Annotated in this window: 25 protein-coding genes; 6 read left to right on the top strand and 19 right to left on the bottom strand. The window is 58.9% G+C overall.

Features of this window, described 5'->3' with window-relative positions:
* Window positions 1-3 precede the first annotated feature (3 nt).
* The 14 genes from AAEU42_RS00990 to AAEU42_RS00925 form a co-directional block, all read right to left on the bottom strand.
* A complete protein-coding gene (locus AAEU42_RS00990) occupies window positions 4-387 on the bottom strand; it encodes a hypothetical protein (protein WP_342231650.1) in 384 nt (127 codons plus the stop codon).
* Window positions 371-748, bottom strand: a complete 378-nt coding sequence (locus AAEU42_RS00985) for a hypothetical protein (RefSeq protein ID WP_342231649.1) — start codon at window positions 746-748, stop codon at window positions 371-373. The genes AAEU42_RS00990 and AAEU42_RS00985 overlap by 17 nt, the downstream gene beginning before the upstream one ends.
* Before the next feature lie 202 nt (window positions 749-950).
* A complete protein-coding gene (locus AAEU42_RS00980; protein WP_342231648.1) occupies window positions 951-1,343 on the bottom strand; it encodes a hypothetical protein in 393 nt (130 codons plus the stop codon).
* 289 nt (window positions 1,344-1,632) lie between these two features.
* On the bottom strand, window positions 1,633-1,962 hold the full coding sequence (locus AAEU42_RS00975; protein WP_342231647.1) for a hypothetical protein: 330 nt from the start codon (window positions 1,960-1,962) through the stop codon (window positions 1,633-1,635).
* Between the two features lie 47 nt (window positions 1,963-2,009).
* Window positions 2,010-3,059 (bottom strand): recombinase RecT, encoded by a 1,050-nt coding sequence (locus AAEU42_RS00970; RefSeq protein WP_342231646.1) that lies wholly within the window; start codon window positions 3,057-3,059, stop codon window positions 2,010-2,012.
* Window positions 3,056-3,907 carry a DUF1351 domain-containing protein gene (locus AAEU42_RS00965; protein WP_342231645.1) on the bottom strand — a complete coding sequence of 284 codons (852 nt, stop codon included), beginning with the start codon at window positions 3,905-3,907 and terminating at the stop codon, window positions 3,056-3,058. The genes AAEU42_RS00970 and AAEU42_RS00965 overlap by 4 nt, the downstream gene beginning before the upstream one ends.
* Before the next feature lie 7 nt (window positions 3,908-3,914).
* Complete coding sequence (locus AAEU42_RS00960; RefSeq protein WP_342231644.1) at window positions 3,915-4,166, bottom strand: hypothetical protein; 252 nt, start codon at window positions 4,164-4,166, stop codon at window positions 3,915-3,917.
* Window positions 4,167-4,859 carry a lambda-exonuclease family protein gene (locus AAEU42_RS00955; RefSeq protein ID WP_342231984.1) on the bottom strand — a complete coding sequence of 231 codons (693 nt, stop codon included), beginning with the start codon at window positions 4,857-4,859 and terminating at the stop codon, window positions 4,167-4,169.
* Window positions 4,859-5,575, bottom strand: coding sequence for a hypothetical protein (locus AAEU42_RS00950; protein ID WP_342231643.1), 717 nt, complete (start codon window positions 5,573-5,575; stop codon window positions 4,859-4,861). The genes AAEU42_RS00955 and AAEU42_RS00950 overlap by 1 nt, the downstream gene beginning before the upstream one ends.
* Before the next feature lie 14 nt (window positions 5,576-5,589).
* Window positions 5,590-5,736, bottom strand: coding sequence for a hypothetical protein (locus tag AAEU42_RS00945; RefSeq protein ID WP_342231642.1), 147 nt, complete (start codon window positions 5,734-5,736; stop codon window positions 5,590-5,592).
* 3 nt (window positions 5,737-5,739) lie between these two features.
* On the bottom strand, window positions 5,740-6,270 hold the full coding sequence (locus AAEU42_RS00940) for a hypothetical protein (RefSeq protein WP_342231641.1): 531 nt from the start codon (window positions 6,268-6,270) through the stop codon (window positions 5,740-5,742).
* A complete protein-coding gene (locus AAEU42_RS00935; RefSeq protein ID WP_342231640.1) occupies window positions 6,264-6,767 on the bottom strand; it encodes a helix-turn-helix transcriptional regulator in 504 nt (167 codons plus the stop codon). The genes AAEU42_RS00940 and AAEU42_RS00935 overlap by 7 nt, the downstream gene beginning before the upstream one ends.
* Window positions 6,764-6,928: a hypothetical protein gene (locus tag AAEU42_RS00930; protein ID WP_342231639.1), complete on the bottom strand. Its 165-nt coding sequence runs from the start codon at window positions 6,926-6,928 to the stop codon at window positions 6,764-6,766. Before AAEU42_RS00930 ends, AAEU42_RS00935 begins: the two co-directional genes overlap by 4 nt.
* Entirely contained in the window at window positions 6,925-7,257 is a 333-nt protein-coding gene (locus AAEU42_RS00925) for a hypothetical protein (RefSeq protein WP_342231638.1), read from the bottom strand. Before AAEU42_RS00925 ends, AAEU42_RS00930 begins: the two co-directional genes overlap by 4 nt.
* A gap of 368 nt (window positions 7,258-7,625) precedes the next feature.
* On the opposite strand from AAEU42_RS00925, the gene AAEU42_RS00920 reads away from it, so the two are divergent.
* Window positions 7,626-8,057 carry a hypothetical protein gene (locus AAEU42_RS00920; protein WP_342231637.1) on the top strand — a complete coding sequence of 144 codons (432 nt, stop codon included), beginning with the start codon at window positions 7,626-7,628 and terminating at the stop codon, window positions 8,055-8,057.
* On the opposite strand, the gene AAEU42_RS00915 is transcribed toward AAEU42_RS00920, so the two are convergent.
* Both AAEU42_RS00915 and AAEU42_RS00910 read right to left on the bottom strand, forming a co-directional pair.
* A complete protein-coding gene (locus AAEU42_RS00915) occupies window positions 8,032-8,205 on the bottom strand; it encodes a hypothetical protein (protein ID WP_342231636.1) in 174 nt (57 codons plus the stop codon). The two genes, AAEU42_RS00920 and AAEU42_RS00915, sit on opposite strands and share 26 nt — an antisense overlap.
* A 4-nt stretch (window positions 8,206-8,209) precedes the next feature.
* Window positions 8,210-8,443, bottom strand: a complete 234-nt coding sequence (locus AAEU42_RS00910; protein ID WP_342231635.1) for a DUF739 domain-containing protein — start codon at window positions 8,441-8,443, stop codon at window positions 8,210-8,212.
* Between the two features lie 169 nt (window positions 8,444-8,612).
* Here AAEU42_RS00910 and AAEU42_RS00905 point away from each other — a divergent pair, with 169 nt between their 5' ends.
* From AAEU42_RS00905 to AAEU42_RS00890, 4 genes are all read left to right on the top strand, one after another.
* Window positions 8,613-9,254, top strand: coding sequence for a LexA family protein (locus tag AAEU42_RS00905; RefSeq protein WP_342231634.1), 642 nt, complete (start codon window positions 8,613-8,615; stop codon window positions 9,252-9,254).
* A gap of 18 nt (window positions 9,255-9,272) precedes the next feature.
* The gene (locus AAEU42_RS00900) at window positions 9,273-9,884 is read left to right on the top strand and encodes a hypothetical protein (protein WP_342231633.1); all 612 of its coding nucleotides are present in this window, start codon (window positions 9,273-9,275) and stop codon (window positions 9,882-9,884) included.
* A 9-nt stretch (window positions 9,885-9,893) separates the two neighbouring features.
* Window positions 9,894-10,397 carry an Ada metal-binding domain-containing protein gene (locus AAEU42_RS00895; RefSeq protein WP_342231632.1) on the top strand — a complete coding sequence of 168 codons (504 nt, stop codon included), beginning with the start codon at window positions 9,894-9,896 and terminating at the stop codon, window positions 10,395-10,397.
* 137 nt (window positions 10,398-10,534) lie between these two features.
* Complete coding sequence (locus AAEU42_RS00890) at window positions 10,535-11,605, top strand: tyrosine-type recombinase/integrase (protein WP_342231631.1); 1,071 nt, start codon at window positions 10,535-10,537, stop codon at window positions 11,603-11,605.
* Between the two features lie 257 nt (window positions 11,606-11,862).
* On the opposite strand, the gene AAEU42_RS00885 is transcribed toward AAEU42_RS00890, so the two are convergent.
* Window positions 11,863-12,435: an RNA polymerase sigma factor gene (locus AAEU42_RS00885; protein WP_342231630.1), complete on the bottom strand. Its 573-nt coding sequence runs from the start codon at window positions 12,433-12,435 to the stop codon at window positions 11,863-11,865.
* A 378-nt stretch (window positions 12,436-12,813) separates the two neighbouring features.
* Between AAEU42_RS00885 and AAEU42_RS00880 the strand changes: the two genes are divergently transcribed.
* The gene (locus AAEU42_RS00880; protein ID WP_342231629.1) at window positions 12,814-13,002 is read left to right on the top strand and encodes a ferredoxin; all 189 of its coding nucleotides are present in this window, start codon (window positions 12,814-12,816) and stop codon (window positions 13,000-13,002) included.
* Between the two features lie 288 nt (window positions 13,003-13,290).
* Here AAEU42_RS00880 and argS read toward each other — a convergent pair whose 3' ends face one another.
* Together argS and AAEU42_RS00870 are read right to left on the bottom strand one after the other, a co-directional pair.
* Window positions 13,291-15,042, bottom strand: a complete 1,752-nt coding sequence (gene argS / locus AAEU42_RS00875) for an arginine--tRNA ligase (protein ID WP_342231628.1) — start codon at window positions 15,040-15,042, stop codon at window positions 13,291-13,293.
* A 38-nt stretch (window positions 15,043-15,080) separates the two neighbouring features.
* Window positions 15,081-15,527, bottom strand: a complete 447-nt coding sequence (locus AAEU42_RS00870) for a YwiB family protein (RefSeq protein ID WP_342231627.1) — start codon at window positions 15,525-15,527, stop codon at window positions 15,081-15,083.
* Window positions 15,528-15,726 lie beyond the last annotated feature (199 nt).

The following is a 15,726-nucleotide window of genomic DNA, read 5'->3' as shown; positions in this document are numbered from 1 at the left end:
TTCTCAACCTTTCCGCCTCCCTACCGCCCCGTTGGCCGCCAGCCCCCGCTTTTTCCGCCACTTCGTGACGGCCCCACGGGTCATTCCAAAGGCCAGGGCAAGCTCCCGATCACTCAGCCCTTCCCTGTACAGCTTCAGCGCCCCCTCGCCGTCCAGCTTCGACCGCCTGACGTTCTTCAGCGCCGCCGCCCGCCGCCGCTCCTTGTCCAGCCGGGCGGCCCGCTCCGTGATCGGCGGAGACTGCCTGCGGCCCAGCCCGCCCTCATGCCGCACGGGACAGCCCTTCCCCATCGGGCCGGGGTGGTGCATCCCCGTGATTCCGTAGTAGTCACACCACCAGCCCTCATAGCAAAAGGTGTAGTCGCAACCCTTACACGCTTTCGCCATCGGTGCTTCCCCGCTTTTCCACCCGCAGGCGGAAGCCGCCCGCCTCCGGCGCTTCCGACGCCATCAGCCGGTATTTCCCCAGCAGTTCCGCCACTTGGGGCATGGGCAGGTCCAACTCCCAAGCCTCCGGCCCAACTTGAACCCCGAGCTTGAGACCCACGGCAATACACAAGGCGTCACAGCTCTGAACGACCTCGTGAACGCCCTTTCTGGCTTTTCGTGCGATCTCCCGCTGACTGGCGATTTCCTGGTTGGCGGCGGTGACCTTTTCCCGCAGGCGCTTTGCCTCCTCGGCCTCTCTCCTGCACCCGGCCAGCTCCCGCTCCAGCCGCTTGATCTTGTCCACGTTCCTCTCCGGCATGTTCTTCCTCGCTTTCTCTTTTCCAGAGCGGTCCGGCCATGGGGCACTCCTCCCACCCCGGCACCCGCTCACAATATCGTTTCGTCCAGGCGTCCCGGCTGTCGGCGTCGGCAAAGTCCACCTTGGCCCCCTGGCACCGAACCTTAAGCCCCTCCCCCCAGAAGAAGAAGGGACAGCACCACGTCTTTCCCATGATGCCACCTCAGCCCAGGGTGAGGCCGTTGGCTACCAGCAGTTGGAACCACACCCCGCTGTCCAGCCCCGCCTCCCTGGCCTCGGTGATGGTGGCAGGGACCCCGACCGCCTGCCTGCGCTTCACCAGCCCGCTCCACGTTCGCCGCAGGCGTTCCATGTCGTCCCGTTCCACCCGGCACGGTTCCGCCGGAGGCGGGCAAAGGGCGGTGATTTCGCCCACGTCCGGCCAGTAGTGCTTCCGCCGGAAATAGGCCGCCACCGCCTCCCGCACCGTCGAGGCCTCATAGGGCTTTAACGTGTCGTACCAAGCCCTCAAAAGCCCCTGGTCTTTTAGGTGCTTGTCCCCTTCCCGGTAGCGGCTCAGGAGCCTCCAGATCTCGTTCATCTCTTGTTTATTCAAAACGTCGTCACCGCCTTCGTATCCCTCGCCCCGGCCTGACGCCCAGGGCTCACTCGCTACGGGGTTCCTCCTCCCCCCAACAAGGGCTTTGCCCTTGCCGGGGACCCCTTTTACCCCTCTCTCCGGGGCCGGGGGCGGCTCCCTTCCCCTTTCGCACCCCCCCTCCCCCTGGAGAAGAACCAGTCTTCGTCTATGCCTTCCTGGTACGGTAGGGTAGGGTATGGTTAGGTTAGGTACGGTAGGCGTGGAATCTCCATGGATCTTCCGTGGAATTTCTGTGGAAGTTCCATCACTTTTTCCGCTCCCGGTCCTTCCGCCGGTTCCGCAGAAAGGCCCCGTTGCGCTCGTCCCAGGCGTGGATCACCAGCGCCCCAACCTCCATCTGGTCCAATAGCCCAACGCTTACCAAAATGCCCACCAGATCAGCGGGCTTTTTCTTCCAGCGCATGATCTCCGCCAGCTCTTGGGGCGGAAGAAAGGTGATGTCCCCGTCCTCATTGCCGCACTGGGCCGCCCATGCGTACAGGCGGCCCAGCTTCCCCACGGCGGCGTCCACGTCCAGCTTGGCCTCCTTGGCGAACTGGAGGACTTTAGGGTTTGTGTAGATATTGCAGTCCATTGAGAACCAGGAGTTCATCGGCTCTTCCTCCAGTCACGGCCCACAGGTCAAAACGCCCCGTCCGGCAGCTCCTCCGGGCTCTCCTCGGCGTCGGCGTACCCAACCCCAGCGACGGGGCCCTCGTCGTCGCAAAGTCCGCTAAGCTCCGCCTCCGCCTGCGGCGAAAGCTCTGCCCGCTCCCTTGCTCCTCCTCCCCCCACAGAGGCGTCCGCCTCAGTAGGGACCCCTTTTTCCCCCTCCTGGAGCGTCACAGGCTCATCATCCGGCGTATCCAGGTAATCCGGCGTCCCATCCCTGGAAATCACCGCACCGTCGCTTGCAAGGGCCTTCTGAATGTCGATGGACGTGATGCCCCACTTGCTGATCAGCTGACGGAGCATGGTCTTCCCCGCCATAGCGTCAAAGTCCTTATACCAGAAGGACGAATACTTCCACGCATCCTCTTTGGGGAAGTTCCCAGCCTCAAAGTCGGCAAAGGAGACCCGGCTTTTATTCGGGTCGGCGCTCTCCACACTGTCCAAATGGAACGCCTGGGAATAGCGGTCAGCGTGGGAAAGCATCTGGGACTTGGACCAGTAAAGCACCTTGCGGAAGCCGTTGGTCAACTCGAAGTAGGCGTAGTAGCCCACCACGGGCCGGTTCTCCCGCTCCCCATCGTCCTCCAAAAATTCCAGGACGGGCCGCCGGGTATATCGGTCCCGCCCCTTGTACTCGCCCTCCACCACGGGGAAGGCGTCAATATCGAGATATTGGCCGCTCCGCTCGGCCAACTGAATATAGCCCTTGTAACCCACCTGGAACTGGGCGACACTGCACCCCCGCTTCTTGTCCCAGTAGGGCACCAGATAATACTGGCCCAGCTGGGGCGAGGGGGACAGGTTGAGGGCCTCCCCCTGGAGTGCTGCGGAGAGCACCGTCCCGGCGTCGCACTCCTGAAGGGCGGGATTGACGGAAACGGCGGAAGTGATCGCCGCCACGAACCGCCGGGCCCGGTCCGGGTCCCCCAGAGTGTCGTTTACAAGCCGCTGATAGGCCGGGGTCTGGATCGCCACGGAAAACCGGGGCCTCCGATTCTGCAAGCTGTTGTTGGCTCTCATTTGTAAATCCTCCGATATGTAATGTTGTTGTTTCTCATGAAGGCACTCAGCGCCGCCGCCTGGGCCTTGGTGACGGAGCACTCAAACGCCAGATAATACACCGTTTCCTGTTCCTGCTCCGTCGGCTCCTCCGGGGCCGGTCCCGCCCCGCAGGCATCGGCCTGGGCCAGCCCCCCCAGCGCTTCCACCCGCCGCCGCTTCTCCTCCATCTCCCGGAACTTCTGCGCCTGTTCCTTGAGGTGGTGGCGGTGGGCCAAGGCGGCGGACACATCCAGAGCTTCCAGATACTTGACCTTCACCTCGTCCTGGTATTCCGCCTCTACGGTGCCCAACACCTTGAGGTCGGCCCGGATCTTCGACAAAGCGCTGGAAACCTCCTCCTTGATCTTCTTCATCGACGTACCGGCATTGAGCCATTCGTCCTTCCAAACGGCGGACAGGGGCACCAATCCCATAAGGTCCCCCACCTCCTCCCGGAAGAAGGCGTCGATCTCCCCATATTTGGCCTCCCTCCGGCGGTCCTCGTGCTCCTTGAGCTGTCCGTCAATGGCGGAGATAGGGGCTTCGATCATTCCCACCAGCTCCTTGACCTTGGCCTCAAAGTCGTTATAGGGGGCGAGACAAACCTTCTTGACCTCTTTCCGCTTGGCCTCCAACGCCTCCCGGAGCTTGTTCAGGTCGGCCCGGTCCTGCTTGGCGGCCTTGATTGCCCCCTCAGTCACCACCAAGCCGCTGTAATACCGCAACCGCTCCTGGAGAACGGATTTCATCTCCTCAAAATTGAACCCCAGGACAGCGGGCACCACCTCCGCCACGTCCGGGCTCATCACAAATTCCAAAGTGTCCATAACGCCCTCACAGCCTCCCGGCCAGCGTATCCGCCAGAATTGCGATCCGTTCCGCCCGCCCCTGCAAATCTTCCATGACGTCGAACAGCCCGATAAGCTCCCGGTCGTTTCCATCTTCCTTCGCAAAACGCCCCTCCAGCACGGACAGGGCGCTCACCAGATACGCCTCCGCCCTCATCAGCGGGTCCTTCACCCGCTCCGTCATTTGGGACAGGGTAACCTTATTGACCTCATTACAACAGCAAACCGCTTCATTCATTTAAATTTCTCCTTTCAACCTCGGCCTCTCGCCGGGCAACTGTATTTTCAAATTGGGCCGCCGCCGCTCCTGGACGCAGGTCCAGAAGGCGGTATCCTCCCGCTCCACCCTCTCCAGGTCTCCCAGAACGTCCGCCCGGTCGATGCGGTAGTGCCGGACCTCTTTTCTGTCGTCCCCGTCTGCAGTGGTAAACTTGAGCTGGGCCAGCAGTTCCACGAACTCCCACCCGGCGGCCAGCATTTGGTGGCACACCTGGACGTAATACTCATCAGGAACCCGGTCCTTCCATTTGTCCCACCCGGCGGCGTTCATGATCTCCGTGGTTTTGATCTCCAGCCCGCCCCGCCGCCCCGTGGCCTTCTCCACCAGTTCCCCGTCCGGGGTGCAGGCGATAAAGGGCTTCTCCGGGTGATGGAACACCTTGAAGGGCACGAAGGACACCTCGTACTCCGGGTGATCCAGCTCAAAGAAGGCCCGCAGAAGGGGCTCGGCGTCGTTGCCGTACCTGACATAGGGTTTCTCCCCAATGTCCTCCGGCACTACGAGCCCCATCTTCTCCTCCCAGAGCTGTTCGTTGCTCTTCCAGTGGGACACCCCCAGGACGGCGGGGGCGTCGGACGCCCCCAGCCAGTCCCGGCGATGCGCCAGCCAAGCCTCCCGGCCGGCAAAAAGCTCGTACTCAGGGTACGCCATCACATCATCACGACCACATAGCCGACTTCGATCTCCTTTGCCAGCTTCTTCTCAAAGTAATCGGCAATCCGGCGCTTGGCCTCCAGCCGCCACCTGCCGCCGTCGGCCTCGAACAGTCCCACGCCCGCATTCTCGTTCAGCCGCAGGATGAACTCACTCTCCGGCTGCTCGATCTCGGTAAAGGTGCGATAGGGGCACAGGGTGACACGGGGTTTGACCGGGACCATCTGCTTGAGCTGAACCCCCGCCCGGGCCTCCACAGACTGGCTCACGCCGTTGTCCACGGTCGTAACGCCCTCTTCCTTGTGGATACGGGAGAGCAAATCGAGAAGATACGCAGTGTCCTCGTTGGGCACGAAAGCACTCCGAAGCTGGATGATCGCCTCCTCCTGCTCCCGCCAGCCCTCCCGGAAGTCGGGGGCGTCACAGACGGCGCAGTACAGGCGATCCCTGCCCATAACGGTGTCCAAGGTGCTGAACACATTGACACGCCGGGGGTCGGACACCCGGATAAAGACCGGGAAATTCTCCATCATCTCCAGCTCCGTGCGCACCAGCTTCACGATGCTGTCCAGGCCGTTGACCTCCAATTCGTTGGGCCGGTCCACGTTGACGGGAATCCGAACCAGCTCGTGGTCGGAATAGGTATCCCCGTGGATCTCGTAGGTCTTGTTTTCCTTGAGGGACACAAGATACTGGAAGGCTTCTTTCAACATAAGTAACAATCCTTTCAAAATAGAGTTTCTTGTCTGGGCTCGTCCTGCCGGACCTCTACGGCCCGAATATCTCCATACCGCTCACAGTAGGCGGCCAGCTCTTCCTTCACCCCGGCGATATCCCGCTGGGGGCTGTCCACCCTCACAACAATGTAAAGCACGGCTTACCCCATGGCCGCTTTCTGCTGATTGAACTTGAGGACCTTGGGCTCCTCCTGCTCTGTCCCGTCCAAATGAATCTGTCCGGGGATCTGCGGGGCCATCTCGGCCACCACCATTTCCCCGGTGCCCGGAAGGGCGGCAACGCACAAATTGATGCTTACCGGCTCCGTGGGCACCAGCGTGGGCTTAGCCGTGGCAAACACGGCGATGCTGTGCCGGTCGGCGCTGGGAATCATATCCAAGGTGACAGTGATCTTTCGCTTGGCCGTGGCCCTGGTGTTGACGTCCAGAATATTGTCCAGCACCTTCCCCATCTCGTAGTCGATCCGCTCCATGATGGCCCCCTTCGCCATCTCCATAATGCTTGCCCTGCACATTTCTCCCATTTGCATATCGTTTTCCTCCTTTTCTTGAAGCTCCTCCCGGCATCTGTCACACAGGCCGTCCGGGGAAGTCTCGTAGATTTCTCCCCGGCACCTCTGGCACCACTCCGCCGGGGCCATATCCTGTTTGTCCCGCATCGGATTCAGCATTTCCGGCCCTCCCGGACAGACAGCGCCCGCTTCCGGGCCCCGTACTCCCCCACCAGCCGCTTGAGGGCTGCGTCATACCAGCTCTGCCAGGAGGAGTAGCCGCATACGGCCAGGAGATCACCGGGCAGGGCTTCCTCAAACGCCCGGCTCACCCGGTAGCACTTGCGGTAAAACCTCCGGCCCCGCCGCTGTTCTCTGGTCTCGGCCTCCGGCTCTTCCCCGCCGTCCGACCGGCAGGCTTCTGCCCGCCCGTCACAGGCGGGAACCCCGCCCGCCAGCTCCAGCTCGTCCCGCCCGTACAACTCGAACCTGGAGGCTTGCAAAACCTCCTCCAGGGCGAAAAGCTGTTCCCTCGTCGGCAGACACAGCCCCTTTTCATACCGGCTCACCTGGGGAGTGTCCATCCGGCGGTCCACCGCCTTCAGCCACCGGGCCACCTGGCCCTGGGTCATACCCATCTCCAGCCGCCGCCGCTGTACCTGTTCTCCCAGGCTCACAACAGAGCGCCCCCCTTCCTGGCCATCCAGCCGCCCGCCAGGACGGAGCCAAAAGCCAAGGCCATCCACCCCAGCGCCGCCCCCTGCTCCACCGCACCGGCAACGTCCATCGGCACCAGCAGGAGAAACACCGGCCAGAGCATCCCGCAGACCCGCTTCATACCAGGGCCTCCGTGAGTTTGCGCAGGGCCCCCAGCTTTTCGTCCAAGATCCGGGTAATCCCATCCACGGCGATTTCCTCAACCTCCCGCAGTCGGTAGGTGGGCAAATCCCCCTGCTTGTATTTCATCAGCAGGCCGGGGGAAATATTGTAGGCCCAGCTCCCCCCTGCGCATTTGACGGCAAACCCAAAGGGGGCCCGCCCCTCTTGGAGCGCCCGGTAAATTGTGGGCGTGGACCAGCCGATATACCGGGCCGCCAAGTCTACCGGCACGTTCTCAAACGCTCTGATCTCCTCGTCGCCGGGCACCGGCAACGTACTTTTCTTCATTTTGAAGTCCTCCTTCCTTCCGCCGCCCGCCCTTGACAGACCGGGCGGCACACCTTAGAATGGAGGGCGGAATGGTGCTCAACTGTTCCACCCTCGGCCCCGTTCGGTGTGTCAGCACCGGGCGGGGCTTCCTTTATTCGATTTGTACATGTTTCGTCACGACCTTGCACCGCAGGCAGTACATGTGCTTTACGTGCCCCGGCTGTGTGGTTTTGCCCCTCCGCTTGGTCGCCGGGGCGATTTCCCCGCAGACGGCGCACCGAAAAAGCCGTTTCTGCGGGGCGGTCTTCCACTTGGGCACCGCCTCACCGCCTTCCTCTTGCCCTTCCCCGTCAATCGTGTTACATTGTCGGGGAGGGGGTCTTTTTATGTCTGATTTTTCCGAACACGAGTATAGAATTTTGAATTTTGTTGATGAGAGAAAACGTTGCTATTACCTCGATGTAATAAATCAATTTGACCCCTCGAAACAATGCAACGAGACCAAACGACTTTTAAACCATCTGTTGTCCAAGGGTACTCTCTGTTACCTCTCTCAGGCATTTCCTATGGAAAATGCCCGAATTGGAATTACCCCATTTGGAACTTCCTTACTGGAAGCCCATCGGGAGCGGCTTTCAATGGAACAGCGCCATGCCGAGGAAATGGCCCAGCAAGCCGCCAAGAAAAAGGCCGAAAAGAAATCGGACAGAAGATTCCAGCTTACGAATACGTTGCTCGGTGCCTTGGTCGGCGCTGGGCTTACTCTCGTGGTCGAACATTTCTCTGAAATCCTTACTTTTCTCCGGGGGCTTCATTGACTTCACTCTTCTTTCTGCGAATCGCTTCCAACGCCTCTTTGCGCTTCGCCAGGTATTCATCCAGTGTCGGGTACGCCCCTTGCCGTCCTTGCAGGGCCGATACAAGGACGGCAATTTCCTTTTCCGTCCCCTCGATTACAATTTTCATCCGCTCACCCCCTTTTTTCGCTTGGTGCGCAATGCGCACCAAGCGAGGCAAAAAAAATTTCGTACGGGTTATCAATTCCAAGATACGTAATCATTTCCGCCATCTCGTCACTGTCAAACACGCCCTTTTTCATCTTGGTATAAAAGGTTTTTTCAGTCATACCAAGATGTTTTGCCACCCGGCGTTGCGAAAGCCCACGCTCCGCAATCACTCCACGCAGCTTGTCCGTATCAACCATCGCCCTATGCCCTCCCTTCGTTGTTGTATCGTTTGGTGCATCTTACGCACCAAACTATACCACCGCTCAAGTTACGTGTCAAGAGATTTTTTGCTTCTTTTTTCAAAAAGTTGTTGCGCATTAAGTAATTTATGTTATAATAAGTTCATCATGAAAGGAGGTGTTTCCCGTGAGCATCGGAGAAAACATCCGCCGCAGAAGGAAAGAACTTGATATGACGCTGGAGGAAGTGGCGGCTCTCGTTGGAATCAGCCGTCAAACCATGAGCCGTTATGAAACCGGGATCATTGGTAATATCCCCTCTGATAAAATAGAATCCCTGGCCAAAGCCCTTCGCACGACCCCCGCTTACATCATGGGCTGGGAGGAGCACACCGGCAAACAAATCCCCTCCGCCGCCAATATCCTCCCCATGCCCCGCTTCGTGAAAAAGCCCCGCCTGGGCACTATCGCCTGCGGAAGGCCCATCCTGGCCGTGGAAGAGGTGGACGAGTTTGACGACGTACCCGAGGGCGTGGACTGCGACTTCACCCTCAAGTGCAAGGGCGACAGCATGATAAACGCCCGCATCTTCGACGGCGATATTGTATACGTGAAGGAGCAGCCCGAGGTGGAGAACGGCCAGATCGCCGCCGTCATTATCGACGACGAGGCCACCCTGAAAAAGGTCTACTACACCCCCGGCTCCGACCGCATCACCCTCCGGGCCTGCAATCCTCTATACGCCGATATGGTCTATGAGGGCGAGACCTTGGACCAGATCCGCATCCTTGGCCGTGCCGTGGCCTTCACCAGCACCATCCGGGAATAAATAATGGGGGAATGAGACATGAACCAACTCATACGGAAAACCCATTTGAAAATTATTAAGCATCCTGTTTCAATACTATTTTTAATCCTTATCAGCTTAAGTGCCGCCCTTACTCTATTTTCTTTTTTTGCACATCACAATCTGGATTTTACTATTCTTTTTTGTAGTCTTCTCATTTCCGTTGTCTTATGGCCCAGATTATTTTCCGCCTTGCTTTTTGTAGTTGCTCCATCATTACACGATGCTAATAATGAAAAAACTCGTGAGTTATTGCCACCTGAAATATTTATTCCCCATAGCATGTCAACTTTTATAGAATCGCTTTCCACGAAAAAGTTTATCTGTACCCAAAGCCTTCTTTTTATTTTTGATAAAAGGCACTTCGATATAATACAAAGAAAAGATATTGCTTGGATTTATATAGCTACAAAACAAATAAACTTCACACAAAATGCTGAAAACGTCGTTATCATTTACGATATTTCCAGGCAACGGCACAAACTACGTGCTGAATCCATATCGGAAGCAAAAACTATTGCTTCTACTCTTTTTGCTCTGCATCCAGACGCCCTTTCCGGCTACACGAAAGCAAATCAACAATTATTTGATACCCTTTCACATCTCGTTTGAGGTATTGTCATGAGTGAAAAGTTTGAGGTGCGTCCCAAACGGAAGGATTTCAAATTAACTGAAGCGGACATTGAGAGAGAGCTTTATGAAGACTTTAAACTTGATAAAATTGAACTTGGGTCTCCAGAAGCATATGCCTGCATGGAAAAGCTCTACATTTCCACAGAGTTAGACAATCGTCTTTGGGACACCAGACTATGCAATGTACATCAATATATAAAACAGCGTAATATTCTTATTTTCATTTCAGTTGTCCTCGCCGCCCTCTGCCTCTTCTTCGCCCTCCGCCCCTCTCTGGCCCCCAGCGTTCCCGCCTCCACCCCCGCCGTCACCACCACCCAGGCCGTCACCCGCACCTCTGGACAATACGTCGCCAGCGTGAACAGCAACAAATTTCACCGCACATCTTGTCGTCATGCCCAGGACATTCTCAACGAAAACCGTGTCTACTACGACACTGTGACGGAAGCCGAGGACGACGGCAAGGAGCCCTGCTCCGTCTGCCGCCCCTAGAATAAAAAAGACCGCCCCGAGATCCTACCCTCGAAGCGGTCATGCACAGGCCCCAAGCTATCACACCAAGGCACCTTTGCGCCCTTTAATCCTATCACATCGGGGCGTCTGGTGCAAGTGAAAAGGAGGAATCCACCATGCGCCGGCCAAACGGTACAGGAACCATCGTAAAATTACCAGGAAATCGCCGTAAGCCCTATGTCGTCAAGGTTTCAGAAAAAGATAGACACGGCCATATAGTTCAACGGCCACTTGGGTACTATGCTTTAGGCGATGAGGCCCAGGCCGCCCTCGACGATTACAATGACCGCCGGAGAGCAGGGACCGCCCCGCTCCCTGATAAACTCTCCATGACCGTGCAAATGGTCTACGATGGATGGTCCGGGCGGGAATACGCAAAACTCGAAAAGGCCGGACGCTCCTCGTCCCTGCAAAGCCACAAGGCAGCGTGGAACAAGCGGGTTTCCCGGTTCTCCTCCCGCAAGATGCGTGAAGTTGCCCTGGACGAATGGCAAAGCATCCTGGACGAAGATGAAGATAAGGGGCTCTCCCAGAGCACCATAAACAATGACGCCGCCCTAATTCGTGCCCTCTACGCCTATTCAATGGAACGGGATATTGTCGGCAAGGACTACTCCAAATATCTAGACGTCCCTTCGGTTGACCCCAAGAACCCGAAGGGTGCCCTCTCCGACATCCAACTTGCCAAGCTGGAAAAAATGGCAAAAGACGGCTTTCCATGGGCCGACACTGTTCTCATGCTCTGCTACACGGGATACCGCATCACAGAATTTTTGTCTCTCTCCCCCTTTCAGTACCACCCGGAAAGCGGGGGCTATTTTTCAGCCGGTATCAAAACAGGTGCGGGCCGGAACCGCATCCTCCCCATTCACCCCAAAATCAAGCCCTATTTCACCCGCCGTCTGGCGCAAGGGAAAGCCACCATCATCACAAACGACCATGGCGAACCAGTTCCGACATGGTGGTATCGGGAACGTGCTTTTCCCCCCATCATGGAAGCCCTTGATTTGCCGGAAGCCACACCGCACTGGTGCCGTCATACCTTCAACACCCGGCTCTTGACAGCAGGGGTGGACGAGATCACCCGAAAACTCCTTATGGGTCACTCCCTCAAGAAGGACACAAACGCCGGGTATGCCCATCCCCCTGTTGAATGGCTTGCTGAAGCAGTTCAAAAACTTGCTTAATCATAATCACCAATTATCAGCCGTTAGTAACGTATTAGTAACACGTTAGTAACAAAAATGCCTTCAATCCATTGCGCCGCAATAATAATGAATTAAGGGAACGTTAAGAAACTCTTTATTCTTTGCACAAAAACAGAGGGTTGGCTCGGGACATATCTGGTTTTCTTTTTATATCCCAAACTTTTCCGCGGGGCGGCAAAAAACAAACCCGCCCGGGGGCAAACATCCCCAGGGCGGGTTTTTGCGTAGGAGCCTCCTCACCGGACCGCGGCCTTTTCGCCCCGTTTGGCCTCGATGAGCCTCAGCGCCTTTTTCCGCGCCCGGCTCAGGGCCACCCGAACGGTGCCCGGCTTTTCGCCCCGCTGCTGCGCCATCTCCGTGGGCGTCATCCCCAAAATATACCGGTCCGACAGAAGGGACTGGGTCTCCTCATCCAGGTCCTTCCACACCGTGTACAGCTCACCGATCTCCTCCATCCGGATCAGCCTGCTCTCCACGCCGTCCTCCGGGTCGGGCTGGTCCCATGTCTCGTCCAGGGGCACGGCGGCGTGCCGGGCCCCGCCACGGTTGTGGTTTTTGGCCGCGTTCACCGCCGTTCGGACGATATACGAGGCCATACGGGAGGAGTCCAGCTCCCGCAGCTGGGCGGTGCGGCGGATCAGCCTCATCCATGTGGTTTGGACCACATCCTGCCAGCTGTTGTCGGCATCGGTCAGACTGTCACGGACCTTTGAAATGACCAGTTTGTGGTATCTCGTATAGAGCTCTTCCATAAAAGCCCGGTCGCTGTCGTCCTCAATGGCGAGGATATAGCCTGGAAACAAAAACATCTCTATCGGCCTCCGCCTCTTCAAATATTGTGGAATCCCACTGGCCGGGGAACACGGCAGACAACAGCAAAGGCGCAGGCCGGGGAACCGGCCTGCGTCCTTGCTGTATTTGAGAGAGAGAAAGAGAAGGGGGAAAGGTGATACGATCTATGTAAAAGGCTCCTGCCTGATGATGTTATGATAATACAGGCGAGGAAAGATTTGGTGAACGGGCTGTGAACTGACGATAAAGGTTTTCTTAACGATCGGAGAAAACCCGTCCGGTCATCGACAAAAGATATTTTCCCCTCTTCTCCCGCCGTCCCCGTCTCTCTCGTTTCCGGGTGTACGGCACATAAAGCCGGAAAGGCGCGGAATACTGTCTGGGAGGTGATATGGATGAAAGTTTCCATCGAGCGGAACGACTGCATCGGCTGCGGGCTGTGTGAGGCCACCTGTCCCGAGGTCTTCCGCATCGCGGACGATGGCCGGTCTGAGGCCTACCAGCAGCCCGGCCCCGACCAGGAGGCGGCCGCGAAAACGGCGGCGGAAAGCTGCCCCGTTAGCGTCATCTACGTGGAGGAATAAGAGTGAAAAGGGCCCGTTCCGGCGGAACGGGCCCACAGGCTGCGATAAATTCCAACTGGAATTTTTCGCAGCCTGCTCAATGCCGTTACTTTCCTGGGGCTTTGCCCCAGGAAAGTCCTCGCTTCGCTCACCGAACGCCTGCTGATACAGGCTTTTCGGGGCATTTGATCCCATACGAGGCGGGCGCCGCCCCCTCGTGCTCCCCCGCCGCAGACCGGGCGAGATCCCTAATGTACAGGTTTTTCCGCAAGCTGAGGGCCCGTTCCGGCGGAACGGGCCCTTTTTGTGTTACATCTTCACCGGCGCGGTGACGCCGATAAGGGCCAGGCCGTTGGCCAGCACAGAGCGGGTGGTGTCGGCCAGCTTGAGCCGGGCCTTGGCCACCTGGGGCTCCTCCCCCTTGATGCGGTGGGCGTTGTAGAAGCGGTGGAAGTCCCCCGCCAGGGAGATGAGATACCGGTTGATCTGGGCCGGGTCGTAGTCCCGCCCGGCGATCTTGATCTCCTCGGGGAACCGGGCCAGGGCCTTCACCAGGGCCAGTTCCTCCGGGCTGCTTAGCAGCCCCGCGTCCACCTCCCCGGCGGTGGGCACCGCCACGTGCTCCTCCTCGGCCATCTTGGCGCACAGGGAACAGATGCGGGCGTGGGCGTACTGGACGTAATACACCGGGTTGTCGCTGTCCTGCCGCACCGCCAGGTCCAGATCGAAGTCCAGGGGGCTGGTGGGCTTGGAGTTATTGAAGAAGAACCGGGCGGCGTCCACGCTGATCTCGTCCAGCAGGTCGGCCAGGGCGATGGCCTTGCCCGAGCGCTTGGACATCCGCACCGGCTTGCCGTCCTGGAGGAGGTTCACAAGCTGCATCAGCACGATGACCAGCCGGTGGGAGCCGTCCAGCCCCAGGCCGTCCAGGGCCGCCTGGAGCCGGGCCACGTGGCCGTGGTGGTCGGCGCCCCAGATGTTGATGGCGGTATCGTACCCCCGGTCCTTGAGCTTGTTGCTGTGGTAGGCGATGTCGGCGGCGAAGTAGGTGTAGAAGCCGTTGGCCCGGCGCAGCACGTCGTCCTTCAGCTCCAGCTTGTCCACCTGCTCCTGGGTCTTCCCCTCCCGCATGAACTTCTCTTTCAGAAGCCGGGTGGTGTCCAGCCACAGGGCGCCGTCCTTCTCGTAGGTCCAGCCTTTCCCGGTGAGCTCGGCCACCGTGGCGGCCACGGCGCCGGAGTCGTGGAGGGTGGACTCCAGGAACCACTGGTCGTACTCGATGCCGTATTTCAGCAGATCGGCCTTCATCTTGGGGATGTTCACCCCCAGGCCGTACTCCGCCATCCGCTCCAGCCGCTCCTCCTCGGGAAGGTCCTTCCAGCCCTCGCCGTGGGCGTCGTAGATGGCCTGGGCCAGGGCCTTGATGTCCTCGCCGTGGTAGCCCTCCTCGGGGAAGGGCACGTTCTCCTCCCCCAGGATGAGCTGCATGTACCGGGCGTCGATGGAGGTGGCGAACTTGTGGATCTGGTTGCCCGCGTCGTTGACGTAGAACTCCCGCCACACGTCATAGCCCAGCCGCTCCAGGATGGAGGCCAGGGTGTCCCCCAGCACGCCGCCCCGGGCGTTGCCCATGTGCATGGGGCCGGTGGGGTTGGCGGAGACGAACTCCACCATCACCTTCCGCCCCTTCCCCTCGTCGCTTTTGCCGTAGGTCATACCCTCCGTCTCCACGTCGGCGAGGACCTGGGCAAACCAGTTCTTCCCCAGGGTGAAGTTCAAAAAGCCGGGCCCGGCGATCTCCGCCTTGTCGAAGAAGCTGCCGCCCAAATCCAGGTGGTCCAGCAGCGCCTGGGCGATGTCCCGGGGGGGCTTGCCCAGAGCCTTGGCGGCGGCCATGGCGAAGGAGGAGGCGTAGTCCCCGTGGCTGACGTCCTTGGGGATGTCCACCTTGGCGGCGACGGCGGCCCCGGCGGGCAGCACCCCCGCGGCGGCGGCCTTCTCGTAGGCGCTCTGGGTGAGGGCCGCCACCTGCTCCCGGGCGGCAAGTATCAGATTGGACATGGTGTGATTCTCCTTCTCTCTTTGGTTGGGCCAGGCATTCACTGGGCGATGTCCCCCGGCGTTTTCTCCCGGACGCTGATCTGAAAGACATTCATCCCGGCCACCCGGTGGTCGATCTCAATGTTGTAGTCGATCTCGATGTCGCCGCCCTGGTCTCCGATGGCGGAGCGCATCTTCCGGGTGTTGATGCCCACGGCCAGACTGCCGTAGGGGGTATCGTACATGGACAGGTGGCGGCGGCCCTCCTGAAAGACCATCTGGGAGTTGAACTGCCCCACCCGCATCAGGGTCACGCAGTCCTTCTCGATCTGAAAGGTGGTGAGGGTCCCCTTCATACCGGTGACCTCACTCTCCTGATAGCTCAGGGTATAGCCGTCCGGTTCCCGCTGGAGAAGGCCCTCGGTGACCAGTTCCATGGTCTCCCCCTCGGCCCCCTCGAAGGCCTGCTGGCCCCGGATGGAGATAATGACATTATTCTCAGACATAAAATGCGACCTCGTCTCAAAAAATGAAGCGCAGATATTATACATGGGTTTTCGGGCTGTGTAAAGGGCGGATTTCGATAGGTGCCCCCGCAGGGAAACCCCAGAGCATACGCGCGTCCGTAGGGGCGGATACCATCCGCCCGCCCCCGTCCTCCGCGGAGCAAGGCTCTCCCCGGAGGGGGAGCTGTCAGGCGAAGCC

The organism is Pseudoflavonifractor phocaeensis, from assembly GCF_038439875.1.
Lineage (GTDB): Bacteria > Bacillota > Clostridia > Oscillospirales > Oscillospiraceae > Vermiculatibacterium.
Note: the sequence above shows the minus strand (reverse complement) of the source record. Positions and strands in the feature narration are given on the sequence as shown.